Source organism: Arthrobacter sp. Soil782, assembly GCF_001428435.1.
GTDB classification, from domain to species: Bacteria; Actinomycetota; Actinomycetes; order Actinomycetales; family Micrococcaceae; genus Arthrobacter_D; species Arthrobacter_D parietis.
Genome location: NZ_LMSO01000001.1, coordinates 1459329 through 1484186 on the forward strand (window position 1 = coordinate 1459329; position 24858 = coordinate 1484186).

The window sequence follows — 24858 nt, forward strand, 5'->3', positions numbered from 1 at the left end:
TGCGCCGGACATCCGGTTGAACCGGCGGATGCTGCGTGGCCGATAATCTAGACGGATGGAAACAACGCGGACGGTGACGGTAGCCATCATTGGCGCCGGTCCGCGTGGTATCTCCGTGCTCGAACGCCTGGCAGCGAACTGGGCCGCCCTGCCCGAGGGGAACCGGCCGCGGACCACGGTCCACCTGGTCGAGCCCTACGAGCCGGGGCCGGGCCATGTGTGGCGTACGGACCAGTCACGGCATTTCCTGATGAACACCCCGGCGCTGTTTCCGACGGTAGTGCCGGTGGGTGAGGCTGCCGCGGGACGGGCGCCATCGCTTGTTCCGGTGTCCTTCGACCATTGGCGCCAGCGGATGGTGGACTCCCCGGACAGTCGTCTCAGCGACGATGACCGGAAGGAACTCCAGTCACTCACCTTCGCTGATTTCCCGAGCCGTGCCCTGTACGGCCGCTACCTGGAGTGGATCTACAGCTCGCTGACCGGGGCTCTTGGGGAGGGGTTCAAGGTGGTGGTTCACCGCTCCGAGGCGCAGCATGTGGAGCCGTTGACTGCGGGCTTCCGGGTGAGGCTGAGCGGGGGCGGCGCGGTGGTCAGTGACGCCGTCGTGCTTGCGCTGGGCCATCTGCCCGCCCAACTCAATCCTGAACAGGAAGCACTGCGTGACGGCGCGGCCCGGCTCGGCCTGCAGTACTGGCCGCCGAACGTACCCGCAGACGCCGACTGGAACCGGTTGCCTGCCCGCAAAACCGTGCTGGTGCGCGGGCTCGGTCTGAACTTCTTCGACATCATCACCCACCTCACGGAGGGCAGGGGCGGAAATTTCGTATCCAGCGGTCTGCCGGCAGGGCGGGCGTTGGACTATCATCCTTCCGGGCGTGAGCCGCTGGTGGTCGCCGCGTCGCGTCGTGGCACCCCCTACCGTGCCAAGGCAAAGCTGGACAGCTATGTGCCGCGCAGCATCCAGCTCCGGTACTGCACACCCACCCGCGCTTCCCGCTTCGCGGCTGAGGGAATCCAGCCTGGTTTTGATCACGACCTTTGGCCGCTGCTGCACCGGGATGCTGTCTGGGCCTACTACGGCACGCTGGCACGCACGGCCGGTCTGCCGGACGCTTTCCTTCCCTCGCTTCAGGACGTGCTGGATGATGCCGATCAGGTCTGGCGCCGGCGGCTGGAGGAGCTCCTTGACGGGACAGTGGCTCCCGCTGACCGGTTGGACCTGGAGTCGCTCGCCAGTCCCTTCCGGCGGCACCGGTTCGCCTCTGAGGAGGAGTACAACCGTGCAGTGCTGGACTATCTGGAAGAGGACGCCGCCGGTTCCGACCGCGGCGAGAATGACCCATTGAAAATGGCGATTGGAGCCATGAACGCCGGCCGATCCGTCATCAAGGAGATCGTGGCCGACGGCGGGCTGACCGAGGCGTCGTGGACTGCCGAACTGCGCGGTTGGTTCGAGCCGCTCGTCGAGGGCCTTGCGAGCGGACCGCCGGCCCTGCGTATCGAGCAGCTGGCAGCACTGGCTCGCAGCGGCATCGTGCGTTTTGCGGGCCCTGCGCCGCGGTTTGAGCTGGATGCCGCGCTTGGCCGGTTCACTGTTTCCTCGCCCTGGGTGGAGGGCGGGAAGTACGACGCCGGGGTCCTCGTCGAGGCGATGATGCCGGCTAATCGGGTGTCCCAGAACCGGTCGGTCCTGCTTCGCCGGCTGCTGGAGGACGGCCTGGTCCGGGCGCGCACCATGATGTCGGAAGACGGTGTGCCTGAAGTGTCTCCCGGAATCGATGTCAGCAAGCCGCCGTACCGGGCAATCGGCGCCAATGGTTTGGCGCAGGAGAACCTCTATGTCCTCGGCCTGCAGCTGAGTTCCGTGCAGTGGGGGACGGCGATCGCCGCGGAAGCCGGCGCCTCCCTCGATGCCGGCAGCCGTACGCTGCGGGACGCCGACGACATCGCGCGCGCAATCCTTGCCTGACGGGTGCCGTTATTGACGTGAGCCTTCGCACACCCATGGCGCTGAACGAAGAAGCGCTCCTCCGCAATGCGAAGGAGCGCTTCTTCGTTGGTTCACCACGGCCTTACAGGCCGTGAAAAACCGTAGCCGCGACGAAATCTAGCCGCGACGGGCATCCGCAAGGCACTTGCGGTACTCGGCCATGGCCTTGCCATAGCTGTTCGGGTGCCCGGCGCCAGGACCGCGCTCCGGCTTGACCGGGGCGACGCACTCCGCGCCGGCAACCGCTTCGATGGTGACCGGAAGGGTCACCGTCGTGCCGGATTCCTTGGCCACCAGAACGATGCTCCCCGCTCCCGGTGTTGCTGCCGGAACGGTGACCGTGACCTGCGCCGCGCCGTCCGTGACGGGCGTGGTGCCCAGCTGGGTGACCTTGCCGGCGGCGTCGACGAAGCTCGCCGACACGCTGGTGTTGATCGGGCTGCCTAGCGACGTAAGGTTCAGCTTTGCAACGTCGAAGGTGACAGTGTCACCAGCCGTGATGGTGGCCGGTGCATTCTTCACGATCACTGAGCGACGATCGAAGCTCGGGGACAGTGGGCTGTTCTGCTCGATGTAGCTGATCCAGGCGTCGCGGTCTACAAGTCCCGAGTCACGGACGTCGGTTCCCTGCTGGAAGACGGTGAAGTTATCGCCGCCCTGCGCCAGGAAACTGAAGGTGCCGATCCGGTACTCTGCAGCCGGGTCCAGCGGTGCGCCGTCAATCGTGACCGACGTGATGCGGGAGCCGGCTGCAAGATCCGGATTATAGGTGTAGGACACGTTGTCCGACAGCCCGAGCGCCAGGAAGGACCGGGATGAGCCTTCCGGCTGCCACTGCTGCTCCAGCATCGTGATGAACTGCTCACCGGTCAGGGTGACCGTCCACAGATTGTTGAGGAACGGCAGTACCGCATTCGCTTCGGCGTAGGTGATGACGCCGTCCTCACCGTAGTAGAGCTCGTTGCGCATGCCGCCGGGATTGATGACACCGATCTCGGCTCCGCCGCGTTCAGCGGATGAGAGCGAGTCCCGCAGTGAGTCAGCGATCAGGTTGCCGAGCGTTGACTCGGACGTCCGGTCATCACGCTTGCCGTTGACGAAGGCTGTAGTGATGTCCGCTGTCACGGATCCAACGGGCTGGTTGCCGATGACTGCTGCTTCGGCGAGCGCCGCGTCAACAATCGTCTTGACCTCGGCGACCCTCGGATAGGTTGCTACCAGCGCAGCCGGGTCAGTGGCCGTGCGTGCAACATTCTGCGCCGTATACGACTCGACCTCACCGGTGGCGTTATCCACGGTGAGGGTGATGTGGCCGATGAACTCGCCGTAGGAGCCGGTCTGGATGATCGGACGGGTTTCGCCCTCAGCGCCAGGTACAGGTGCATCCCACGCGTACTGCTTGTGCGTGTGGCCGGTGTAGATGGCGTCGACGAGCGGCGAGGTGCCGGTGACGATGTCAGCGAACGCGCCTCCCGCGGCCACCTCTGCCTCGATGGTGGAACCCTCGACGGCGCCGTCTCCGGCTCCCTCGTGATACTCGGCAATGATGACGTCGGCCAGGTCCTGGTCCTCGATCTGCTGCGCCACGCGGTTTACGGCCTCGACGGGATCGCCGAAGTCGAGATCGGCGATTCCGTCAGGGCTCACCAGCGAAGGTGTTTCCTGGGTGACGGCACCGATGATGGCAACGTCAATACCGCCCACGTTCACAATTTCGTACTCCTGCAGGGCAGGCGTGGTGGTTCCCTTCTGGTACACGTTGGCGCCCAGGTACGGGAACTCCGCGGCGTCGGCCACTCGGCCGCTCAGGTCAGCGAAACCGCCGTCGAACTCGTGGTTACCGACAGCCGAAGCGCGAAGGTCGAGGGCGTTGAGGACGTCGATGGTTGGCTGGTCCTGTGCAACCGAGGAGGCGAAGAGTGATGCTCCGATGTTGTCTCCGGCGGAGAGGAACAGCGAGTTCTCCTCGCCGTACTGGGCGCGCAGTTCCTCGATGGTTCCAGCGAACTTCACGGTGTTCGAGTCGATACGCCCATGGAAGTCATTGATGCCCATGAGGTTGAGCTCGGTCGTGGTGTCCGCCGGTGCCAGGTTCAGGCCCACGATCACCGGATCGTGGTCACTCGCCCGGAACTGGTTCGGCGCGTAGAAGTCGGTGGCGTTGTAGTTGTAGCGGCTGTACTCAAGCGCTACGGATTCCACCGCGTTGATGTTCCATACGTCCACGCCGGATACCGCCGCGTCTGCTGCGGGGGAGGCGAGGATGTGGTCGAGGGAACCAACGAGTCCGGAGAAAACGTAGGAGTATCCATCAGTCTTGGCGCCCTGGTTGATGTAGCCGGCGTCGTACAGGACCTGCATGGGATCCTCAGCCGAGTAGGAGTTGAAGTCACCGGCAAGGAAGACCTTGTCTGTGCCCGCTTCAGTCTTCACCTGTTCAGCGAAGGCGACGAGAGCGGTTGCCTGCTCAACGCGGTCGGCATTGGATGCGCCCTGTCCGTCACCCTGGTCTGCGTTTTCGCCGCTGCCTGATCCCTTGGACTTGAAGTGGTTTGCGATGGCGAGGAACTTGGTGGAGTCATCACCGCCGACAATGTTGAAGGACTGCGCCAGGGGCTTGCGGGCATTTGAGAAGGCGACGTTGTCATCGAGGATGACGGACTGGCCAACAGGCTCCACAACCGACGTCTTGTAGATGAACGCGGTCCTGATGACGTCCTCGTTCTCGATGGCGGGCAAAGCGTCCGGTGAACGGACGTAGTCCCACACACCGGGGGCAGCCTCATTGAGCGCGGCAGTCAGCGTGGCAAGGGCGGCGTCCCGGTCCTTGCCGAACTTGGCCGAGTTCTCAATCTCCTCGAGGGAGACCACGTCCGCGTCCAGCCCGTTGATCGCCGCAACGATCTTCGCTTCCTGGCGCTCCAGGTTCTCTGCATTCGCTGCGCCGCGGGCATCACAGCCGCCGCGGACGGTGACGGGATTGCCGTCGCGGTCCTCGTAGTACGTGCACCCGCTGAGCTGGTCACCCGTGGTGGTGAAGTAGTTCAGCACGTTGAAGGACGCAATTTTGACGTTGCCGCCAACGTTCTGGGGTGCGTCAGGACGTGATCCCTCGAACACGACGGGCTGAACTTCGGCGGAGTTCACAGCAGTGAGAGCGGTCAGCGGCTGGAACTTCCAGGAGCTGTTGCGGAAATCGAAGACAACGGGCGAGGTGAAAGTTGCCGATGAGTTGACCCGCACCGGCTGCTCCGGTGTGAGGTAGGGCAACGGCTGGTCCATGTTGGCGCTGCTGAGGAAATTGGTGGTGGCGCCGTCGTCGAGCCTGACCCGGCGGGCAGCGTTGTCAGCGGAGACAGCAGCATTCTCGGCCGTTCCCGGCGGAGCGATTTCGGTGGGCTGCACCAGGGGACTGTCCCCGACGGCAAGAGTGATTTCCCCATACTGGTTCAGTGAGTAGTTGTCCGAGACCGTGAAGCCGTTGGTCGGCTGCACGAGCATTCCCTCGAGTGCTTCGCGTGCGGCATCATCTGCGGGGTACGCGATAGAGGCGGTCTTCACAGCCTCCGCGGGCTCCCCGGGCTTGGTCATTCCGCCGGCCAGGACGGTGATCTGTGAGAGGCCGAAGTATTCTCCGGCGGTGCCGGTTACCTCCACGAGGTCACCAACAGCAACGTCAGCAACAGTGGCGGTCGAGTAGATGAAGATGCCGTCAGAGGCGGCATGATCCGCACCGAGGTCACCGCCGGTCCCGGGGGTCTGGATGTAGTAGCCATCAAATCCGCCGGTGGGGTATGTGGCAGTTACTACGCCGCGGGTGGTGACAACCTGCCCTCCATACGGCGTTGCTCCACCCGTGCCCTGGATCTGATCGATGGGGATCACTTCGCCCGGGGTGGGCGGTTCCGGTTCTGGCTCGGGTTCGCTTCCGGCCGTCTCACCAGCGGCATTGGTGGGAGTGACGGTTTCGGAAACGGTGAAGTCGGTCAGGTTGTTGTCGGTGTCAACGCCGCCTGCGCGGTTCATCGACAGCGGGTTGCGGGTGCCGCCGGGCCCTTCTTCGCCTGCGGCCTCGAAGGTGTTGGACTCTCCGTATCCCAACAGGTCAACGACGCCGGGCGCGGCCACAACAGAGCCGACAGGCAGGTTGCTGACAGCAGTAGCTTGATTGGACAGGACGATGGTCCCGCTGCTCCCGCTGATATTCAACGAGCTAGTCACATCAGCCGCCGGCAGTGCTGCGCCAACAGAGCCGTTGCTGGACGCCTGGATGAGGAAGTTTCCGTTTGCCGGGATGCTTCCCTTCAGCGGCGCAACGCCGGTCGGGGCAACTACCCCCGTCGCTGAACGGTACTGAAGCGACCAGCCGTCCAGGCTCACCGGCGCATCGGTGGTGTTGATCAGTTCTACGAACTTGTGCGTGAACGGTGCGTTGGCACTGCCCCCGTTGACGTACGCCTCATTGATAACGACGCCGGCGCCCGCTTGGGCGTCGACGGTTTCCTCTGCGCTGGCTGGCGAGAACGCCATCGGTGAGGCAATGAGCCCGACCGAAAGCGCTGAGCACAGCGCGCCCCTCCACGAATTTTTCATTCGTCCTGTTTCTCCTTGCTTTTGGCCGGATTACGGCCGCGAGTGATGCCTGCTTCGGCAGTGAGCCTCGGCGGAACTGGCCACGAAAGTGACAATAGGATCTGCCGGTGACATTCCGGTCGCGGCAAGCCAAGCACGCCGCAATGAACGGGTGGTTACCTCGCGGAGAACAGAGCAGCCGGGTTGAGACCATCAACGCGTTTCCCATCGTCGGCCCGGTGGTGCCGGACGTCGGCGTCCTAATATCCACCACTTCGTAGTGATGTAGACCACATCAGGCGCCTTGCACATTCAAGCACGAGTACTTGCTGTTGGGAACTACTGGCTGGAGTCGCGGAGTGTTCCCGTTGAGGGCTCACCGCCGGCACTGCCGACGAGGCAGATCACCGACCGGCCGCCGTCGTCAGTCCATTCCGACTCGACCGGGTAAAAGTACTGGAGTGCCAGGGCGGACGCGTCATACTCCACGCCGACGAAGGCAGCGAATTCACCGCGGCAGAACTCCTGCGCCTGAGCGTCCGCTTCGCCGAGCCCGGGATAAACGCCTGCATCCAGCTCGGTTGTCGCGAATACTTCGAACGCGTGAGGTTCTTCGCAGGGAATTATCTGAATGTCCGGCTCCGCTGCGGTGCCGGAATCGGTCATGCACTGACCCTCTTGCAGGTCGTTCGCCGTGACGCTCGAGGCCTTCTGCGCCTCCGCTGCTTCGCTGCTCGCTGGCGCCGGCGGCTCGGAAGGTGAGGTGCCGTCGTCGTTCCCGGCCGTGCATCCGGTCGCTACTGCAGCTGCTGCTATCAGGGCAGCGGGCAGGAGAATTCGCCGGAGGGCGGCAGTCGTCATTGAAATGCTCCTTGGAGTGAGACTTGGCACTTCCGGAGCCTACCCGATGGGATTCGAGGCGACTGGCAGGGCTTAAGACAGTTGCACCCCGTCCATCAGGACGGGGTGCAACTGGTGAGCTTGGCACGGCTCGATGCGGAAGGTAAGGGATTCGAACCCTTGAGACGGGGTTACCGTCCACTGGTTTTCAAGACCAGCTCCTTCGGCCGCTCGGACAACCTTCCATACGGGGAATAGTGTTTCATGCAGAGCAGGCTGCACAAAACTCCAGGCAGCAGGGTGAGCTCCGGGAAAGGGAAATCATGAGAGCAGTAGTGCTTCGCGAGTTCGGTGAGCCGGACGTTCTTCAGGTGGCCGATGTTGCGGCGCCCAGTCTCCAGGCCGGTGAGGTGCTGATCGACGTCGTCGCGGCCGGATTGAACCGCGCGGATGTGCAGCAGCGGTTGGGTGTCTACCCGCCGCCTCCCGGTGCCTCCGAGTATCCGGGCCTTGAGGTTTCCGGAAGGATCGCTGACCCGGGGGAGTCGGGCTTCCATCCGGGCGACGCCGTCGTCGCGCTCCTTGCGGGCGGCGGTTATGCCGAACAGGTGGCAGTCTCCGCCGGGCAGGTATTGCCCGTGCCCGCAGGCGTGGATCTCGTGGCCGCCGCCGCGCTACCCGAAGTGGCTGCGACGGTCTACTCCAACCTGGTCCTGGTTGCGGGTCTGCGCAACGGCGAAACCCTTCTCATTCACGGTGCTTCCGGGGGTATCGGGACTATGGCTATTCAGCTTGCACGCGCCCTGGGTGCCCGTACGATCGTGACTGCCGGAACGGCCGGCAAGCTCGATTTCGCCCGGTCACTGGGCGCAGAGGTCTGCGTAAATTACCGGGAGCAGGATTTCGTTGCCGAGGTGGACGCAGCTACCGATGGGCGCGGTGCTGACGTGATTCTCGATGTTGTTGGCGCAAAATACCTCGGCCGCAACGTTGAGGCCCTGGCGATAGGAGGCCGCCTTGTGGTCATCGGACTGCAGGGTGGTGCAAAGGCCGAGATCAACCTCGGCTCGCTCATGGGAAAGCGTGCGTCCGTCACGGGAACCACGTTGCGCTCGCGGCCTGTGGAGGAGAAGGCGTCCATTCTGGCCGGGGTACGCGAGAACGTCTGGCCGCTGATCTCCAACGGGTCCATTTCCGTGCCCGTTGACCGCACCTTTCCGCTCGCAGAAGTGGTTCAGGCGCATGAGTATTTCGACTCCGGGCAGCACACTGGAAAAGTGCTTCTGACGCTTTAGTACCGCTCATTTGGCGTGAGCGGCGAATTCGATGCCGAGCGCAGACGGGGACACTAAGGCTGCTTTGTGGATTCCGGGCGGTGTGACAAGCTTGCTTTCACCTGAATTCCAAGGAGGAACCATGGCCAAGCACAGGGCAGACGGCAAGCCGGACGGCGCAACGCACGGCAAGGACGAGGAGTCCGGTCTGGAGCGTGCCGCCGAGAGTTGGGCAGAGAACCTCGCCGACCAGGTGAACGACGGCGTGAAGAATAATCCGCACGACACCGCCAATGACGGGCCTGACCCACGGACGGACACGCACTCCAGCCTCAGCGAGGGATCCAACTCCCGTGACGGCCGGGACGACCCAACACACTGAACGTCGGAATATAGTGCAGATCAGGCGGGTTTGACCGGGGTTGGACCCGCCTGATCTGCGCAAGACTCTCTGGCGCCCGCGAACTGCGCGTGGTTTGCTGGGGTGATGACTGAGAACCTTCCAGAACACCTTCGTGAAGACATCGGCGCGTCCGGACCGGGCGCTGAATCCGAGGACGAGCACCTGCGTGAAGACGTCAACGTTCCGTCCGATGAGAATGATGGCGGCCCCGAATTCTCCGAAAGTCACTTCACTTCCGGGCAGCTCAACGCAGGCCAGCGTGTTCCGGGCGTGAGCCCCGGGGGCGAGTACAAGGAGGGCCGCGAGGAGGAGCTTGCGCACCGGGACGAGGCCGACTGACACGCTTCGGCATACGTGCCGCATGAGAGCATGTTGCTATGACCGAACAGCAGCCCGAGCACCACAACGGCACTCCCGAGCATGCGTCGAAAGAGAGCCCGGTCCTGTCCGGAGAGCTGGACGCGGGGCGTGGTCTTCCGGAACAGAACGACGACGGCGGCTCCCGCAGTGAAAAGACGCAGGGCACCAAACTGACTGAACTGGTGGACGAGCCCGCCAAGGTCATGCGCATCGGTACCATGCTCAAGCAGTTGCTCGAGGAGGTGCGCAGCGCTCCCTTGGATGACGCCGGGCGCAGCCGACTGGCCGAAATCCATGAGCGGTCCGTGCGTGAGCTCGAGGACGGACTCGCACCGGAACTGGTCGAGGAACTGCAGCGGATCAACCTTCCGTTCACGGAAGACTCTGTCCCAACCGATGCCGAACTGCGCGTTGCACAGGCACAGCTGGTCGGATGGCTGGAGGGTCTCTTCCACGGTATCCAAACCGCGCTCGCCGCTCAGCAGATGGCCAATCAGCAGCTGGCCGCGCAACTGCAGTTGAAGCAACTGCCGCCCGGCACCGTCATTGCCCCGGGCGTGGTGGTCGGCGATGACGGTGAACCGAAACGTGCTCCCGGAGTGCGGCCCGGTTCCCCCCAGGTTCCGGACACCCACGGTCCGGGCCAGTACCTCTAGACGCGCGTGGCACTTTTTGCGGCGGCCCGACAGGGCCGCAAGGATGACGCGGAGCTCGGTACGGGAGTGTGGCGGCGCGCGCATGACCGCTTTCGGCGCGGGCTTGACCGGTACCACCAGATTCTTGAGGGCGTTGAGGATGACGCCGTCTATAACGAGTTGGCGGGTTTCGCCAATCAGCTTGCCCAATTGCTGCCGCGCGTGCGCGAGTGCTGCGTCACCGCGCAGGCTCAACATCCGAGCGAGGGGCTGGACATCCCCGGGGCCCTTCTTCAGGTACACCGTGCTCTGTCCCGCGCGGGCAACGCCCTGGCAACCACAGCGGAGGCGGCCGCGATGGCCCGCCTGGACGGCGAACGGTGGGGTATCGCGTCAGCCGGACTGGAGAACGTCCGGCGCCGGGCGGAAGTAGTCGCTGAGGACGTCATCGAAGCTGAACGCTTGCTGTCAGTTCCCGGTCAATAGCTACGTCAAGAGCAACCTGTCGGAATACTTGCCGTCGGGTGGAGGTTGCCACCATTCGACAAGAGCAAACAGTCACCGAAAGGGATACATGAGTACCTCACCAAACCTGACGTTCAACGACGGCCGCACCATTCCCCAGTTGGGTTACGGCGTGTGGCAGGTCGATGACGCAACGGCAGAGGACGTCGTCGGACGCGCTTTCAAGGCCGGCTACCGGCACATCGACACCGCGAAGATCTACGGCAATGAAGCAGGCGTGGGCCGCGCGATTGAAGCCTCGGGTCTCAGCCCCGAGGAACTGTTCATCACCACCAAGCTGTGGAACGCCGATCAGGGGTATGAGAGCACCCTCCAGGCATTCGAGGAGTCCATGCAGCGGCTGGGCCTCGAAACACTCGACCTCTACCTGATTCATTGGCTCCAGCCGAAGCAGGGCAAGTATGTGGACACGTGGAAGGCGCTCGTTGAACTGCAGAAGCGCGGCCGCGTCCATTCAATCGGTGTCTCCAACTTCACGGTCGAAGCACTGCAGGAAATCATTGACGCAACCAGCGTCGTGCCGGCAATCAACCAGGTCGAGACCCACCCGTACCTGAATCAGGCCGAACTGCGCGCCTTCGAGGCGGACAAGGGAATCCTCCACGAGTCCTGGTCCCCGCTCGGTTCCGGCAAGGGCCTGCTTGAGGATCCGGTGCTCGCCGGTATCGCAGAAAAGTTGGGCGCCACTCCGGCGCAGGTTGTGATTGCGTGGCACCTCGCACTTGGGCTCGTTGTCATCCCGAAGTCGGTGACGGAGTCGCGCATCATCGAAAACTGGGGTGCGCTCGAGGTCTCGCTGAGCGAAGAGGACATTGAGGCAATTAACGGCCTCGACAAGGGTGAGAGCGGCCGTATCGGCGCCAATCCCGCAACGGCTGACTTCGCCTGATCGTTTCCCTCGGTTGACCCGAATGACTCGATCGCCGCGGCGGTAGGTCATTCAAACTAGTGCAGGCACTGCATGCGTTGCCTTCAACGCATGCAGTGCCTGCACCGTTTTGTGAGAAGAATAGTGCCCATGGACAGCGACATTGTGAACCTTCTGATCGGGACCTACGCGAGCGACGGCGCCGAGCCGGGATCCGGTGAAGGCATCTGGCGTGTAACCCTGGACCGGCGCAGCGGCGCACTGAGCGGCGATCACCTCATCACGACGACGACGGCGCCATCTTTCCTCGCACTCCACCCTTCCGGAAACATGCTTTATGCAGTCCAGGAGACAGAGCAGGGCCAAGTGAGCGCGTTCAGCGTGCAGGGCGAAAATCTGTTACTTCAAGCCACAGTGCCGACCGGTGGCTCGTTCCCGTGTCACCTCCTCGCCTTCAACGACGCACTGTGGGTTGCCAACTACGGTGATGGCGTGGTCAGCCGCCTGGACCTGAACGCCGACGGCGAGCCGACGGGAATGCCTGCCGTGTACCGGAACTCCGGTTCGGGACCCAACAGTGAACGGCAGGAAGGGCCCCACGCCCACTTTGTTCATGACACCGGCGACGGGTCCGTCTGGGTAAGTGACCTCGGAACTGATGAGATCCGTCGATTCACTGTGTCCGGGCCGGACGGCCTTGCGGCCGTGCTGCCGCCGGCCACAGGCCCACGGCACCAGGCAGCGCTGCCGGGCGGCGCCGTCGTCGTTGTCGGTGAACTGGACTCCCGCCTGCATGTTCTGGCCTCTGACGGGAGTGGATCGATCCTCTCGAGCGTGGCCGCGCTCGCAACGCCGGTGCCATCCGGGCAGCCGAGCCAGCCCTCGCATATCGATGTCGGAGTTTCCCCGGCCACACGAAACCTACTGTATGCAGCAACCAGAGGGCCCGATGTCCTGGCCGTGTTTGCGGTGGAAGACGGCCAGGCGCTCAGGCATCTCTCGGACACACCGACCGGCGGCGCGTGGCCGCGGCATTTCGCGGTGGTACCCACCAGTGATGATGGCGCGGACTTCATTGTGGCGGCGAACCAGTACTCGTCAACGCTCGATGTGCTGCGCGTGGACGGCGTTGGTCACGCTGAGCAGGTGTATTCCCTCGGGCTGCCGGTTCCCGCCTGCGTCATCCACGGCGCCTGAAAGGTTGGGTCTGGAAGGATGGACGCGAAACTGCCCGCGGCTGAAGAGGTGCTCATGGATAATCAGAATCTGGACAGCGTGTTCACGCAGGTTCGGGACGTTGTGCGCTCGGATGCTGAGCTGGACGGGCCGAGCTGGGTCGACTACAACCGTCGCTTCGATACCCATTTTCCGGTGCTGTACCGGCTCTTCGAGTCGCTCTACGGGGACAGGGATGACTGGCTGGACCAGCTCACCCGGTTGGTGCTCCTGACCGCACGATCCTGGGCATCCCGCACGCCCGAGCTGAAGCTGATTGACGAACAGCAGGAGCGGGAACCCACGTGGTTCCTGTCCGAGGAGATGCTGGGAGGGGTCTGCTACGTCGACAGGTATGCCGGGAACCTTGATGGCGTGCGCAAGCGCATCCCGTACTTCAAGGAGTTGGGTCTCACCTACCTGCATCTGATGCCGCTGTTCCAGGCCCCGGAACCGCATTCCGACGGCGGCTATGCAGTTTCCAGCTACCGTCAGGTCAATCCGAATCTGGGCACAATGGCGGAGCTCCGCGAACTGGCTGCGGAGCTCCGGAGTGTTGGCATCAGCCTCGTGGTCGATTTCATCTTCAACCACACCGCCAACGAGCACGACTGGGCGCGCAAGGCAGCCCAGGGAGATCCCCACTACAGCAACTACTACTGGATCTTCCCCGACCGCACCATGCCGGACGCGTTCGAGGCGAACGTGAGGGAAATCTTCCCGGACGACCACCCAGGTTCCTTCGTCCAACTCGATGATGGCCGCTGGGTCTGGTCGACCTTCCATAGCTATCAGTGGGACCTGAACTACTCGAATCCTGACGTGTTCCGCGCAATGGCTGAGGAGATGCTCTTCCTGGCCAACCAGGGCATTGGCATCCTGCGTATGGACGCCGTCGCGTTCATCTGGAAAGAACTTGGCACCTCATGCGAGAACCTGCCGCAGGCTCACCTCCTCCTGCAGGCCTTCAACGCTGTCTGCCGGCTGGCGGCGCCGTCGTTGCTCTTCAAGTCCGAGGCTATCGTGCACCCGGATCAGGTGGCCGAGTACATCGCTCCGGGAGAGTGTCAGCTCTCCTACAATCCCCTGCAGATGGCGTTGATCTGGGATTCGATGGCTACCCGGGACGTCTCGCTGCTTTCGCAGGCGCTGGAGCGGCGGCACAACCTGCCGGACGGTACGTCCTGGGTGAATTACGTTCGGAGCCACGATGACATCGGGTGGACTTTCGCCGACGAGGACGCCGCCGAGCTCGGGATCAACGGGTTTGAACACCGTCGGTTCCTCAACTCCTTCTACGTCAACCGCTTCGCGGGCAGCTTCGCCCACGGTGTTCCCTTCCAGGACAACCCCAAGACCGGAGACTGCCGGATTTCAGGTACGACGGCGTCGCTTTTGGGTATGGAGCAGGAACAGTCCGCTGCTGTTGAGCGAATTATGCTTGCGCATTCGATCATCCTGAGCACGGGTGGTGTTCCGCTGATCTACCTGGGAGACGAAGTGGCGCAGGAGAACGATTACGCCTATGCCGGGGAAGCCGGACATGAGGACGATAGCCGTTGGGTCCACCGGCCGCGCTATCCCGCGGAGAGCTACGCGCGGAGAGCCGATTCGACGACGCCGGAGGGCACCTTGTATTCGGGGCTCGCAGAGCTCCTGTCGGTCCGGGCCGCCACCCCTGAGTTCGCCGGAACCCGCCTGATCGATTTTTTCACCGGGAACCGGCACGTGCTCGGGTACCAGAGGCCGGGTGATACGACAGTGGTGCTTGTGCTGGCGAATTTCGCTGATGATTGCCAGACGATCTCGGCCGAGACATTGTCGGGCTTCAACCCCACCGGCAGCAGAAACCTGGTCACCGGTGAGCACGTTGGGCTTGGCTCAGGAGTCCAGCTCGCTCCACGAAGCTTCCTGTGGCTCCGGGTTGCTCGCGCGTCCTGACAACCGCAATGTGTACGAATGTACCCATAATGTGTACGCTTGTACGCATGCAGAACTATTTCGAGGGTGATTCCAGAACGAACAAGGAGCGGATGCTCTCCGGTGATCTGTACATCGCCGACGATCCCGACCTCGCTGCCGGCCACCAAAGGGCAGTCAAGCTGGCCCACGACTACAACGAGGCGTACGCCCAGGACGTCGATTCCGCGCGGCCGATCCTCGAATCCCTCATTGGCCAGCTTGGCGAAGGTGCCCACATTCGGCCGCCGCTCGCCGTGGACTATGGCACGTATATCACCATCGGCGCCGGTACCTTCATCAACTGCAACTTCACCGCGCTTGACGTCGCTCCCATTGTCATCGGCCGGGACTGCCAGATCGGCCCGAGCGTTCAGCTGTTGACTCCCACTCATCCGGTCGAGGCGCAGCCGCGTCGCGACAAGCTCGAAGCGGCCCTTCCCATCACTATCGGGGACAATGTATGGCTCGGTGGCGGGGCTATTGTGCTGCCGGGAGTGACGATTGGTGAGAACAGCGTCATTGGTGCCGGCGCCGTCGTCACGAAGGATGTTCCGGCGAATGTCGTCGCCGTGGGGAATCCTGCCCGCGTGATTCGGAAGATCTGACCGCATGAGCCAGCGAAGGCATGATCCGGAGCGGCGGGACCGGATCATCGACAGCGCATTGGCCACCATCGCCGAACATGGCGTAGCGGGCACCACGCACCGCAAGGTGGCGAAGCATGCCGATGTACCGCTTGGGTCCATGACGTACCACTTCGCAGACATGGATGAGCTGCTCCGCGAGGCTTTCACGCGCTACGCCAAGCGCATCGCCCGGCGTTTTGCTGACCGCTTGGCAGCTGTCTCCGGCACCGACCAGCTGGTGGCTGCGATTGCCGATCTTGTGCATCACGACCTCAGCGAGAGTCCCGAGGATGTGGTCCTCACCCTCGAGCTGTACACGCTGGCTGCGCGAAAGCCGGACTTCCGGCGGATCACCCACGACTGGATGGAGCAGAGCCGGGCCGTCCTTGAGCGGCACATGGACGCTACCGCGGCATTCGAGGTGGATGCGCTGATTGAAGGGTTGTTCATCCACGTGAGCCTTGACCAGCAGCCCCGCTCCCGGGCAGGCACCGAACGGGCGGTTCGCCGCTTCCTCACCGAGGCGCCCGTGCGCTGAACGTGCCCCCGATCACCAGAACCATCTCGAGAAAGACGCTCATGAGCTCAATGACCACCGAGCAGCGCGTAGCTGTTCCACGGGACGCGCGAAACGCACGGATCGCCGTGGCGGTGCTGTTCTTCACCAACGGCGCCATCTTCGCCAACCTCCTGCCGCGCTATCCGGAGATCAAGCGGGACCTTGGCCTCAGTAACGCGGAGTACGGGCTGGCTATCGCATCGTTTCCGCTGGGCGCCCTGATTGCCGGGTTGGCCGCGGCAACCCTGATCCGCCGGTTTCGTTCCTCCAGAGTGGCGGTGGCCGGGACGCTGTTCGTTGCGGTTGGGGTATTGATCGCCGGTGTTTCACCGACCTGGGTTGCCCTGGCGGGTGCGATGTTCTTCGCCGGTGCAATGGATGCGGTGACCGACGTGGCTCAGAACTCACATGGTTTGCGGGTCCAGCGGTTGTACGGCCGGTCCATCCTCAACTCCTTCCATGCCGTCTGGTCGATCGGAGCTGTGGCCGGTGGGCTCATGGGAGGGTTGGCGGTTGCACTCGATGTACCGCGCGGAATCCACCTCTCAGTCACCGGCGCACTCTGCGTTGCCGCGGTGTTCATTGCCTACCGGTTCCTTCTGGCCGGCCCGGAACCTGTCGAGCGGACGGTGGTGTCTCCAGGCCCTGATGTCCACGCCAGCGCCCCCAAGATGCGGCGGACCGGCCCCTACCTCACACTTGCTGCGCTGGTGCTCATCGCGGTAGGCGGGACGCTGGTCGAGGATGCCGGCAGCACATGGGCGGCGGTCTACCTCTCGGGGCAGTTGGACGCCAGCGTCAGCATCGCTGCCCTCGGTTTTGTGGCGATGGTGGGCGCACAGTTCATCGGGCGACTGCTGGGCGACGGGCTCGTGGACCGCTTTGGGCAACGCGCTGTTGCCCGGGCGGGCGGCGTGATCGTTTTCCTCGGTATGGGAGCGGCCCTCGCCTTCCCATCCGTCGCCGGAACGATCATCGGGTTCGGCCTCGCGGGCTTTGGTGTTGCCACGCTGGTTCCCGCCGCTATGCACGGCGCCGACGAACTGCGCGGACTGCGGCCCGGAACCGGTCTGACCGTGATCAGCTGGCTCATGCGGGTGGGCTTCCTGGTCTCACCGCCCGTCGTCGGCCTGATCGCTGACTCTCTGAGCCTGCGCGTAGGACTCCTGGTGGTGCCGTTCGCAGGGCTGCTGGTCATCCTGCTGGCCGGGGTACTGTCCTCGGAGCGCGCGGAGCGCCACCGGTCCTGACGCGGGCGGGCAGCCCCGGTCATTCATGGGGCTGCCGCAGAAAGAGGGCACAAAAAGAGCCTCCTGCCAGAGTCGAACTGGCGACCTTCTCATTACGAGTGAGACGCTCTACCGACTGAGCTAAGGAGGCTGATGCGGGTGAACTTCGCTATTGCAAAGGCTCATTCCACAAGGAATAACTGTATAAGAGCATAAGCTCACCGGTCAAAATCAGCAGCGAACGCCGTCGTCCGGCACGGTGCCGTCGATCAGAAAATCATCCACGAGAGACTCGATGCATTCGCCGGAGCGGCCGTAGGCGGTATGCCCCTGCCCCTCCCAGGTCACATGCACCGCGGATTCCAGCTGGTCCGCAAGGGCCAGTGACCACTCGTAGGGTGTCGCTGGATCTCCCGTGGTTCCGATCACGAGCATCGGCGGCGCGTCCGGTGCGCTCGCGGGGGAGGGCTCGAGCACCGGTTGGTGCGCCCACTCCTTGCAGGCGAGCGCACCGTAGCTCAGGTATTCACCGAAGACCGCGGATGAGGCTTCGAGCGCTTCCGCCTGTTGCTCCATGACCGCTGGGTCGGCCGGCATGGGGTAGTCGAGGCACGTCACCGCGGTGAAGGCCGCGGACGCGTTGGTGAGGTAATCGCCGTCGGGCTCGCGCTCCGCGCCAAGGTCAGCGAAGCGGAGGAACTCCGTGGGGTCACCCTGCAGCGCCTGATCGATCGCGGCGGTCAGGGCCGGCCAGCTGGCACTGTCATACAGCGGAAGCACGAAGCCCTGGAAGAACGTCCCGATGGTGACCAGCCGCCCGTCGGCAGCCGTCATGGGGCTCTCCTCAACGGACTCGAACAACGCATCCACAACAGCCACACCCTCGTCAACATCACCGGGAAGCGGGCACTCGCTCTGCGATTGGCAGTCTGCGACGTAACTGCGCAGCGCCTCATCGAACGCCGCGACCTGCCCGGCTGTGATCTCCGCCGAGCTCAGGGAAGGGTCTACGGCGCCATCGAGCACAAATCGCCCGACATTGTCGGGGAACAGTTCCGCGTACGCAGCGCCTAGCTGGGTACCGTAGGAAAACCCGAGATAGTCGAGCTGTTCCTCACCGACAAGGGCCCGCAGGATGTCCATGTCCTTCGCGGCGCTCACGGTGTCGATGTAGCCCAGCAACTCACCGGTGCGCTCGGCGCACAGTTCGGCGTACTCCGCTGAGTCCGCTTCGAGGATCTCGAGGGCCTCCGCATCGGTGGCATCCGCCGGAATCGTCTCGGTCCGGGCCTCGTCGCGTTCCTCATCCGTCAGGCATTTCACCGCAGAAGACCGGTTGACCCCGCGGGGGTCAAACCCAATCACGTCGTAGGACTGGCGCAGCCGATCGCTGAGGATGAACTCAGCGGAGTCGCGGACCAGGTTATAGCCGGAGGCTCCCGGTCCTCCCGGATTGACCAGGAGAGAGCCCTGGGCGTCGCCGGACGCATCCAGCCGGATAGCCGCAACCTCGATCGATTCCCGTCCCGGATCGCTGTAATCAAGAGGAACCTCGACTGTGGCACAGGCGAAATCCTCCTCACACTCCTCCCAGACAACTTCCTGCGAGTAGAACTCCCGGAGGTCTTCCGGGACCTCACCGATAACCTCCGCCTGTGCCGTCGTCGCACCTGTCTCCGGGCCGGCGGTGCACCCGGAAAGCACCAGAGCAACGACGACGGCGGCAGCACCTGCCAGCGCATGCAGCGGTGAGCGGCGCGCGGGTTGGGAGTGGGTCACGCGGAAAGTTCCTTCTCTGGGAGCAGGCTGACGGCCATCGCTTCGATGGCCAGCAGGGGGGCAACATTTGTTCCAACGATCCGCGTGCGCACTTTGTTGATGGCCTCAATGCGCCCCAGGGTCTCCTCCGGCGTGCCGTGTTCGGCGTAGCGCTCAAGCTCAGGCCGCAACGGCTCGTTCACCAGGTATCCGGAGGTGCCGAGCTGCAGCATGAGGACGTCACGGTAGAACGAGGTGAGATCGGTCAGCGCGCGGTCGAAGTAGTCGTTCTTGGAGCGCTTGGCCCGCCGGTTCTGATCGTCCTCCAGCCGCTTGACCTGCGCACGGATAGCAGGCGGGAGAGTGCCGGATTCGGGCGCACCGAGGGAGACCAGCAGCGCGGCCTTCTCCTCGGCGTCGCGTTGCTCGAAGGAGCTCTGCGCCTCGGCTTCAGCGAGCTTCACGAGATCCGCAGCTGCCCTCATGGCACCGGCAATGTTGCGCAGGTTGAGGGGTAGCCGCACTATCTGGTTGCGCCGCTCGCGGGCATCGCTGTCCGTAGCAAGGCGCTTCGCCACTCCAATGTGGCTCTGGGCGGCGCGGGCCGCAGCTTCGGCGATGATCGGGTCGATACCGTCACGCCGCACCAGCAGGTCTGTGACAGCGTCCACGGGCGGAACGCGCAGGCTGACTGAGCGGCAGCGAGAGCGAATGGTCACCAGCACGTCTCCGGGACTTGGTGCGCACAAAAGCCAGATCGTGCGCGGGGGTGGTTCCTCGATGGCCTTCAAAAGAACGTTTGTGCTGCGCTCCTGCATGCGGTCGGCATCTTCAACGATGATGACGCGCCAGCGGCCCGTTGACGGCTTGTCCTGCGCCTTCCGCACCAGCTCGCGGGCTTCATCGATGCTGATGGTGACCTTCTCGGTGGTCACATTGGTGACGTCCGCATGCGAGCCGGCCAACGCCGTCGTGCAGGCTTTGCACTCCCCGCAACCGCGCTCCTCCAGCAGCGGGCGGTCGCAGAGCAGCGCAGCGGCGAAAGCCCGTGCGGCGTTGGAGCGCCCGGAGCCGGGTGGCCCGGTGAACAGCCATGCGTGGTTGGGCTGCTCAGCGGCTGCGGCACGGCGCAACTGCTCCACGGCTGCAGCCTGACCGGTCAGGAAGGTCCAGACGCTCATGCCAGACGCTCCCGCACGGCGCTCGCGATTATCGCTGCCAGCTCATCAACGGGATCCGACGCGTTCAGCACCAGATACGCCTCCGGATTCAACGCCGACTGGTCCCGGAAAGCCGCCCGGATCTGCCGGTGGAATGAGTCCGGCTCCGATTCCATGCGGTCTTCCTGCGCCGCTGTGGAGGTTCGGCGGCTGCGGCCTTCCACGTGGTCAACATCGAGCAATACCGTCAGATCCGGCCGGAGCCCCTCCACCGCCCACAGATTGATCTCCAGCACGCTGTCCGCTCCGAGACCGCGGCCCACTCCCTGGTAGGCCACGGAGGAGTCGATGTATCTGTCACAGATGACGACGTCGCCGCGCTCCAGGGCCGGCAGGATCACCTGATGCACGTGGGCGGCACGCGAAGCGGCGAATATCAGTGCTTCCGTCCGCGCGTCGATGTGCCCGTGCCCGTGATCAAGCACCAGGGAACGCAGCTTCTCGCCGATTTCGGTACCACCGGGCTCCCGTGTACGCACCACCGTTTGGCCGTCAGCCTGAAGGGACTCCGCCAAGCGCGCGGCCTGCGTGGACTTGCCGGCGCTGTCTCCGCCCTCGAAGGCAATGAACATGCCGCGGGTAGGGCGGGAAGTCTGGGATGTCACTGGATCAGCCTACCGACTCAGCCCGAAAGCCCGCGCCGCCTGTGGAGAACACATAGAATCGATCCACCGGCCGTGCCGGGCAACTGCCAACTCAGAGTTGATAGTTCAACCGGCTATCTTCAGCGCGCGTCATGGGCGGCGCTGAATTACCGCCCGCATCATTCAGCAACTTAACCTGATGCAATGACCCAGCACGCGGACCTTGCCCCGGATACCCTCACTGTGGCCGCAGGCCGCCCGCCCCGTGAGCACGATTCCCCGGTCAACCCGCCCATTGTGCTGTCATCGACCTTCCACGAAACCGCGCCGCCCACCGGGTCCGACCGCATCTACGCGCGCATGTCCAATCCCACCTGGGATCCCTTCGAGGAAGCCCTCGGGCAGCTGGAAGGTGCCGCGCTTCCGGCGCTCGCCTTCGCCTCCGGACTTGGTGCCGCAGCCGCAGCGCTCTCCCTCGTGCCCACCGGGGGAGTAGTGGTCATTCCCCGCCACGCGTACGGTGGGTCTGTTTCGCTCGCGCTCGCAGAGGAAGCCCGCGGCCGCCTCACGGTCAGGCAGGTCGACATTGCTGACACCGAGCCGGTCCTGTCACAGCTCGACGGCGCGGACATGCTGTGGCTCGAAAGCCCCACCAACCCGATGCTCGAGGTCGCGGAGACCGCGGTGCTGACGGAAGCTGCCCACGCAGCGGGCGCCGTCGTCGTCGTTGATAACACCTTCAACACACCGCTGGTGTGCCGGCCGCTGGACTACGGTGCCGACGTCGTCCTTCACTCCGTCACCAAGTATCTGGCCGGCCATTCCGACGTCGTCCTCGGCGCACTGGTTACGTCGGATCCTGAGCTGCGCGCCCAACTGACCTCCTACCGGACACTTCACGGTGCCATCGCGGGGCCGTTCGAAGTGTGGCTGGCCCTCCGCGGTCTACGCACACTCGCGCTCCGGATGGAACGCAGCCAGGCCAATGCGCTGGAACTGGCCGTCAGACTCGAGCAGCATGCCGCCGTCCAACGGGTTCGCTACCCGGGGCTGCCCAACGATCCCGGCCACGAGCGCGCCACCGCACAGCTCAAGGGCTACGGCGGCATCATCAGTATCGAACTGGGCAGCAGAGAAGCCGCTGACGCGCTGGTCGAAGCGGTCCGCCTGTGGCTCCCCGCCACCTCGCTGGGCGGCGTTGAATCGCTGGTTGAACGACGACGGCGCCAGCCCGGTGAGCCCAAAACGGTGCCTGAGGCGCTGGTCCGGCTGTCCGTCGGCATTGAGAACGTTGAGGATCTCTGGGCAGACCTGAATGCGGCACTCTCCTCAGCGGCGAATACCCGGTAGGCTGAATCCGTGGAAATTGTGCTGCTGACCGAGTTGTGGCTCTTTCGTGTTCTCGGCTACCTCGCGCTCGCCATTGAACTGTGGGCCCTGGTCGATTGTGCCCGGCGCAAGCCAGCCTCCTTCGAGGCCACGTTCAAGCGCACCAAGAGTTTCTGGCTCGGCCTGACTGCTGGCTCTGCAGCGATCGGGGCGCTCACCGCGTACTTCGGCGGTTTCGGCCTGTTCGGACTTCTGCAGCTCGTTGCGATTATTGCCGCCTGCGTGTACCTCGCTGACGTGAAGCCTGCGGTGAGCGAGGTCCAGGGGAGCGGGCCGTACGGCCCCTGGTAGGCCCAACCCTCAGTTTCACTGAGGAGCAACCGCGTCCCAGGCAACAGTAATCTCGCCCAGACGCCACCGTGACGGGCCGTCGAGAAGCGGCCATCCGGCGTCGGACATCGCCGAGCACATCCCCAGCCAGCGCTGCCGGTTTCCGAAGGAGCCGAGGGGCGCCGCGTCGAGCCACGCGCGGTCGAGCGCCTGCAGGTAGTCGAACACGCGTTCACCGGGAACGTTCCGGTGGATCAGGGCCTTTGGCAGACGCTCGGCCACATCGGAGGGCACCCCGAATCCGCCGAACCGCAACGAGATGCTCAGCGACATCGGGCCATCCACGCTGATCGCCGCCCAGGTGGACCGGCGCCCAATTTCGTCGCAGGTCCCGTCAATGAAGAGCCCGTTCTCCGACAGCCGGTTCCGTACCCGGTCCCAATGCACCAGGTACTCATCCTCGCCGTACTGGCGCAACACGTTGAACGCTCGGACAACCACGGGACGCCGGCCCTGCAACGGCAACTCGAACCCGCCCTGGACGAAGCTCAAACCCGGCCGCTCAAGCGGAAGCGCAGCGCGGACGCGCCCGGGATCGATCTCCACACCGACCACCTGAACGTCATCCCTCACCGCACGCAAGCGGGTGAAGAGTTCAACAGCCGTGACCGGTGTCGCGCCGTAACCGAGGTCAACCACGAGCGGATCCTCCGCTGTCCGGATGCGCCACGCCTGCGGGCCGGCCAGCCAGCGGTCCATGCGCCGAAGGCGGTTCGGGTTGGTTGTGCCGCGTGTGATCGCCCCAACGGGCTTCGCGGGCTGTCGTATCGGCACCGTTCAAGGTTACGGGTAATGAAACCGCCTGCCGCAGCGCATCATGTGCTCCAGCTGGCCAAATACGGCAGACTGGATCCATGACTTCTTACAAACTGATCCTGCTGCGCCATGGCCAGAGCGAGTGGAATGAAAAGAACCTTTTCACGGGCTGGGTGGACGTGGCGCTGACGGAACTGGGCCGCAAGGAGGCCGTCCGCGGCGGTGAGCTCCTGGTGGAGCATGGCCTCCTGCCGGACATCGTGTATACCTCTCGCCAGAAGCGGGCCACCATCACCGCCAACCTCGCGCTGGAGGCGGCTGACCGCACCTGGATCGACGTCAAGCGCAACTGGCGCCTCAATGAGCGCCACTACGGTGCCCTGCAGGGCAAGGACAAGGCCCAGACGCTCGCCGAGTTCGGCGAGGAGCAGTTCATGGAGTGGCGCCGTTCTTATGACACGCCACCGCCGCCGCTCGACGATTCGAGCGAGTACTCCCAGGCCAATGACCCCCGTTACGCGGACCTCGGCGACGACCTTCCGCGCACGGAGTGCCTGAAGGACGTCCTCGAGCGGTTCCTGCCGTACTGGGAATCGGACATCAGCGTTGACATCAAGGCCGGCAAGACCGTCCTTATCGCCGCCCACGGCAATTCCCTCCGTGCCCTCGTCAAGCACCTCGACGGCATCAGTGACGAGGACATCGCCTCCCTCAACATCCCCACCGGCATCCCGCTGGTGTATGAACTGGATGAGGACCTCAAGCCGGTCAAGGCCGGCGGTACCTACCTTGACGCCGACGCCGCCGCTGCCGCAATTGAAGCGGTCGCCAACCAGGGCAAGGCCAAGCACTAGCAGCCAGACCGACATTTAGACGACGGCGGAGGAGGTGGCATGAGCACGGACAAAGATTACCGTCCCGATGAAGACCGGACCATCGACCCGGTTGTTGCCCCCACACCCTTACGCGCAACGGAGATGCCGTGGTCGGCGAAACGCTCGAAGTACCGGCTGGCAAGGGTGACATCCACGGTGGTAGGAGCGGACGCATTCCAGTCAGCAGCGGCAACCGCCTTGAAGACGCCCGCGTGCAGCTCGTTGATCCGCGCGTTGTGGGTGTTGATCTCGAGGCTCAGCTCGAGGTTGCGCGTTTCGAGCAACTCGGTGACCTTGTTGGCAATCGCAATGTCGAGCTGCGCCAGCTCAACGAAGGTGGGCCGGATGCTCTCTGGAATCACATTCTCCGGGAAGCGCAGGCGGGCCAGTTGCGCGATGTGCCGGGCGAGATCACCCATCCGCTCAAGCGACGCACTCATCCGCAGGGCGCCCACAATCATGCGCAGGTCACTTGCAACCGGTCCCTGGAGGGCGAGTACGTCAATCGCGCGCTCGTCGAGGTCGTTCTGCAGGAAGTCGATGCGTGCATCCGCGGCGATGACTTCCTGTGCAAGCTCTGTATCCGCTGCCTCGAACGCTGTGGTGGCCTTCTGCATGGCCTCCGAAACCAGCTTCGAGATCTCGATGAGTTCTTCGCCGATTTGGTGAAGCTCCGCCTGAAAAACCTTACGCACGTGGGCGTCCTTTCCCTTTGAGGTGCTGAACGGGCGCAGATGCGCAGTCCTGTTCAGCACGTTTTCAGCTGCCCCTTAACTGTTACGCATCTTTAGGTGAACGTTAGTTGAACCACCGGTCCAAAGCCACCGGATCAGCAGGGGTAGGCGCATTCACGGCCTAAGCTGGATCCGTGGATCCTGTACTGCT

Annotated in this window: 22 protein-coding genes and 2 tRNA genes; 15 read left to right on the plus strand and 9 right to left on the minus strand. The window is 64.0% G+C overall.

Features of this window, described 5'->3' with window-relative positions; translation table 11 throughout:
* The first annotated feature begins 55 nt into the window (after window positions 1–55).
* The gene (locus tag ASH00_RS07085; protein ID WP_056546314.1) at window positions 56–1972 is read left to right on the plus strand and encodes an FAD/NAD(P)-binding protein; all 1917 of its coding nucleotides are present in this window, start codon (window positions 56–58) and stop codon (window positions 1970–1972) included.
* 138 nt (window positions 1973–2110) lie between these two features.
* On the opposite strand, the gene ASH00_RS07090 is transcribed toward ASH00_RS07085, so the two are convergent.
* The 3 genes from ASH00_RS07090 to ASH00_RS07100 all read right to left on the minus strand — a co-directional run bounded on the left by ASH00_RS07090 (window position 2111) and on the right by ASH00_RS07100 (window position 7650).
* Complete coding sequence (locus tag ASH00_RS07090) at window positions 2111–6586, minus strand: ExeM/NucH family extracellular endonuclease (RefSeq protein ID WP_056546317.1); 4476 nt, start codon at window positions 6584–6586, stop codon at window positions 2111–2113.
* Between the two features lie 318 nt (window positions 6587–6904).
* Window positions 6905–7426, minus strand: coding sequence for a septum formation family protein (locus ASH00_RS07095; protein ID WP_056546321.1), 522 nt, complete (start codon window positions 7424–7426; stop codon window positions 6905–6907).
* Between the two features lie 136 nt (window positions 7427–7562).
* A tRNA-Ser gene (locus ASH00_RS07100) sits at window positions 7563–7650 on the minus strand.
* A 78-nt stretch (window positions 7651–7728) separates the two neighbouring features.
* Between ASH00_RS07100 and ASH00_RS07105 the strand changes: the two genes are divergently transcribed.
* From ASH00_RS07105 to ASH00_RS07155, 11 genes are all read left to right on the plus strand, one after another.
* Window positions 7729–8700, plus strand: a complete 972-nt coding sequence (locus tag ASH00_RS07105; RefSeq protein ID WP_056546810.1) for an NAD(P)H-quinone oxidoreductase — start codon at window positions 7729–7731, stop codon at window positions 8698–8700.
* A 121-nt stretch (window positions 8701–8821) separates the two neighbouring features.
* Entirely contained in the window at window positions 8822–9061 is a 240-nt protein-coding gene (locus tag ASH00_RS07110) for a hypothetical protein (protein ID WP_056546324.1), read from the plus strand.
* Between the two features lie 105 nt (window positions 9062–9166).
* Entirely contained in the window at window positions 9167–9421 is a 255-nt protein-coding gene (locus ASH00_RS07115; protein WP_056546327.1) for a hypothetical protein, read from the plus strand.
* 38 nt (window positions 9422–9459) lie between these two features.
* On the plus strand, window positions 9460–10098 hold the full coding sequence (locus ASH00_RS07120) for a bacterial proteasome activator family protein (protein WP_082565923.1): 639 nt from the start codon (window positions 9460–9462) through the stop codon (window positions 10096–10098).
* A 6-nt stretch (window positions 10099–10104) separates the two neighbouring features.
* Window positions 10105–10563 (plus strand): hypothetical protein, encoded by a 459-nt coding sequence (locus tag ASH00_RS07125; protein ID WP_056546330.1) that lies wholly within the window; start codon window positions 10105–10107, stop codon window positions 10561–10563.
* 88 nt (window positions 10564–10651) lie between these two features.
* The gene (locus ASH00_RS07130; RefSeq protein ID WP_056546333.1) at window positions 10652–11491 is read left to right on the plus strand and encodes an aldo/keto reductase; all 840 of its coding nucleotides are present in this window, start codon (window positions 10652–10654) and stop codon (window positions 11489–11491) included.
* A 129-nt stretch (window positions 11492–11620) separates the two neighbouring features.
* Window positions 11621–12667, plus strand: a complete 1047-nt coding sequence (locus ASH00_RS07135; protein WP_056546335.1) for a lactonase family protein — start codon at window positions 11621–11623, stop codon at window positions 12665–12667.
* An 18-nt stretch (window positions 12668–12685) separates the two neighbouring features.
* A complete protein-coding gene (locus ASH00_RS07140; RefSeq protein ID WP_082565924.1) occupies window positions 12686–14626 on the plus strand; it encodes an amylosucrase in 1941 nt (646 codons plus the stop codon).
* Window positions 14627–14673: 47 nt separating this feature from the next.
* Window positions 14674–15252 (plus strand): sugar O-acetyltransferase, encoded by a 579-nt coding sequence (locus tag ASH00_RS07145; RefSeq protein ID WP_056546338.1) that lies wholly within the window; start codon window positions 14674–14676, stop codon window positions 15250–15252.
* Window positions 15253–15256: 4 nt separating this feature from the next.
* A complete protein-coding gene (locus tag ASH00_RS07150) occupies window positions 15257–15811 on the plus strand; it encodes a TetR/AcrR family transcriptional regulator (RefSeq protein WP_056546341.1) in 555 nt (184 codons plus the stop codon).
* Between the two features lie 41 nt (window positions 15812–15852).
* Entirely contained in the window at window positions 15853–17082 is a 1230-nt protein-coding gene (locus ASH00_RS07155) for an MFS transporter (RefSeq protein WP_157359023.1), read from the plus strand.
* 57 nt (window positions 17083–17139) lie between these two features.
* Here the strand turns inward: ASH00_RS07155 and ASH00_RS07160 are convergent.
* The 4 genes from ASH00_RS07160 to tmk form a co-directional block, all read right to left on the minus strand.
* Window positions 17140–17212, minus strand: a tRNA-Thr gene (locus ASH00_RS07160).
* A gap of 80 nt (window positions 17213–17292) precedes the next feature.
* Window positions 17293–18840: an alpha/beta hydrolase gene (locus ASH00_RS07165; protein ID WP_056546347.1), complete on the minus strand. Its 1548-nt coding sequence runs from the start codon at window positions 18838–18840 to the stop codon at window positions 17293–17295.
* A complete protein-coding gene (locus ASH00_RS07170) occupies window positions 18837–20000 on the minus strand; it encodes a DNA polymerase III subunit delta' (RefSeq protein WP_056546350.1) in 1164 nt (387 codons plus the stop codon). The genes ASH00_RS07165 and ASH00_RS07170 overlap by 4 nt, the downstream gene beginning before the upstream one ends.
* The gene (gene tmk, locus ASH00_RS07175) at window positions 19997–20611 is read right to left on the minus strand and encodes a dTMP kinase (protein ID WP_056546353.1); all 615 of its coding nucleotides are present in this window, start codon (window positions 20609–20611) and stop codon (window positions 19997–19999) included. The genes ASH00_RS07170 and tmk overlap by 4 nt, the downstream gene beginning before the upstream one ends.
* A 216-nt stretch (window positions 20612–20827) precedes the next feature.
* On the opposite strand from tmk, the gene ASH00_RS07180 reads away from it, so the two are divergent.
* Complete coding sequence (locus ASH00_RS07180; protein WP_056546356.1) at window positions 20828–21973, plus strand: trans-sulfuration enzyme family protein; 1146 nt, start codon at window positions 20828–20830, stop codon at window positions 21971–21973.
* Between the two features lie 9 nt (window positions 21974–21982).
* Window positions 21983–22303, plus strand: a complete 321-nt coding sequence (locus tag ASH00_RS07185; protein ID WP_056546359.1) for a DUF2516 family protein — start codon at window positions 21983–21985, stop codon at window positions 22301–22303.
* 15 nt (window positions 22304–22318) lie between these two features.
* On the opposite strand, the gene ASH00_RS07190 is transcribed toward ASH00_RS07185, so the two are convergent.
* The gene (locus ASH00_RS07190) at window positions 22319–23041 is read right to left on the minus strand and encodes a class I SAM-dependent methyltransferase (protein ID WP_235563215.1); all 723 of its coding nucleotides are present in this window, start codon (window positions 23039–23041) and stop codon (window positions 22319–22321) included.
* Window positions 23042–23196: 155 nt separating this feature from the next.
* Between ASH00_RS07190 and ASH00_RS07195 the strand changes: the two genes are divergently transcribed.
* Window positions 23197–23952 carry a phosphoglyceromutase gene (locus tag ASH00_RS07195; protein ID WP_056546365.1) on the plus strand — a complete coding sequence of 252 codons (756 nt, stop codon included), beginning with the start codon at window positions 23197–23199 and terminating at the stop codon, window positions 23950–23952.
* A gap of 56 nt (window positions 23953–24008) precedes the next feature.
* Here ASH00_RS07195 and phoU read toward each other — a convergent pair whose 3' ends face one another.
* A complete protein-coding gene (gene phoU, locus ASH00_RS07200; RefSeq protein ID WP_056546817.1) occupies window positions 24009–24668 on the minus strand; it encodes a phosphate signaling complex protein PhoU in 660 nt (219 codons plus the stop codon).
* Window positions 24669–24858 lie beyond the last annotated feature (190 nt).

Bases quoted from the DNA above. Each gene is read 5' to 3' on its own strand.
- ASH00_RS07085 (WP_056546314.1), top strand. From the start codon at position 56: ATGGAAACAACGCGGACGGTGACGGTAGCCATCATTGGCGCCGGTCCG.
- ASH00_RS07180 (WP_056546356.1), top strand. From the start codon at position 20,828: ATGACCCAGCACGCGGACCTTGCCCCGGATACCCTCACTGTGGCCGCA.
- ASH00_RS07105 (WP_056546810.1), top strand. From the start codon at position 7,729: ATGAGAGCAGTAGTGCTTCGCGAGTTCGGTGAGCCGGACGTTCTTCAG.
- ASH00_RS07190 (WP_235563215.1), bottom strand. From the start codon at position 23,041: ATGGACCGCTGGCTGGCCGGCCCGCAGGCGTGGCGCATCCGGACAGCG.
- ASH00_RS07110 (WP_056546324.1), top strand. From the start codon at position 8,822: ATGGCCAAGCACAGGGCAGACGGCAAGCCGGACGGCGCAACGCACGGC.
- ASH00_RS07145 (WP_056546338.1), top strand. From the start codon at position 14,674: ATGCAGAACTATTTCGAGGGTGATTCCAGAACGAACAAGGAGCGGATG.
- ASH00_RS07150 (WP_056546341.1), top strand. From the start codon at position 15,257: ATGAGCCAGCGAAGGCATGATCCGGAGCGGCGGGACCGGATCATCGAC.
- tmk (WP_056546353.1), bottom strand. From the start codon at position 20,611: ATGTTCATTGCCTTCGAGGGCGGAGACAGCGCCGGCAAGTCCACGCAG.
- ASH00_RS07115 (WP_056546327.1), top strand. From the start codon at position 9,167: ATGACTGAGAACCTTCCAGAACACCTTCGTGAAGACATCGGCGCGTCC.
- ASH00_RS07090 (WP_056546317.1), bottom strand. From the start codon at position 6,586: ATGAAAAATTCGTGGAGGGGCGCGCTGTGCTCAGCGCTTTCGGTCGGG.
- ASH00_RS07130 (WP_056546333.1), top strand. From the start codon at position 10,652: ATGAGTACCTCACCAAACCTGACGTTCAACGACGGCCGCACCATTCCC.
- ASH00_RS07135 (WP_056546335.1), top strand. From the start codon at position 11,621: ATGGACAGCGACATTGTGAACCTTCTGATCGGGACCTACGCGAGCGAC.
- ASH00_RS07170 (WP_056546350.1), bottom strand. From the start codon at position 20,000: ATGAGCGTCTGGACCTTCCTGACCGGTCAGGCTGCAGCCGTGGAGCAG.
- ASH00_RS07140 (WP_082565924.1), top strand. From the start codon at position 12,686: ATGGACGCGAAACTGCCCGCGGCTGAAGAGGTGCTCATGGATAATCAG.
- ASH00_RS07095 (WP_056546321.1), bottom strand. From the start codon at position 7,426: ATGACGACTGCCGCCCTCCGGCGAATTCTCCTGCCCGCTGCCCTGATA.
- ASH00_RS07120 (WP_082565923.1), top strand. From the start codon at position 9,460: ATGACCGAACAGCAGCCCGAGCACCACAACGGCACTCCCGAGCATGCG.
- ASH00_RS07195 (WP_056546365.1), top strand. From the start codon at position 23,197: ATGACTTCTTACAAACTGATCCTGCTGCGCCATGGCCAGAGCGAGTGG.
- ASH00_RS07155 (WP_157359023.1), top strand. From the start codon at position 15,853: ATGAGCTCAATGACCACCGAGCAGCGCGTAGCTGTTCCACGGGACGCG.